At 59.5% G+C, this 203-nt stretch carries 1 pseudogene (cut by a window edge); it reads left to right on the forward strand.

What is annotated here, in order from left to right:
• Nucleotides 1-203 (forward strand): annotated as a pseudogene (locus VZP09_RS24670) (serine hydrolase) (its annotated part extends 21 nt beyond the left edge of the window); the annotation flags it as partial.

Below are 203 nucleotides of genomic sequence, written 5' to 3' on the forward strand. Positions count from 1 at the left end.
AANTAAANAAANNNAAAGCCNNCNGTCGGGCCGCGTAGGCATGATAGAAATGGATCTGGCCAGCGGCCGCACGCTGACCGCCTGGCGCGCCGATGAACGCTTTCCCATGATGAGCACCTTTAAAGTAGTGCTCTGCGGCGCAGTGCTGGCGCGGGTGGATGCCGGTGACGAACAGCTGGAGCGAAAGATCCACTATCGCCAGC

Source organism: Klebsiella sp. EMBS2024, from assembly GCF_036233805.1.
GTDB lineage: Bacteria > Pseudomonadota > Gammaproteobacteria > Enterobacterales > Enterobacteriaceae > Klebsiella > Klebsiella pneumoniae.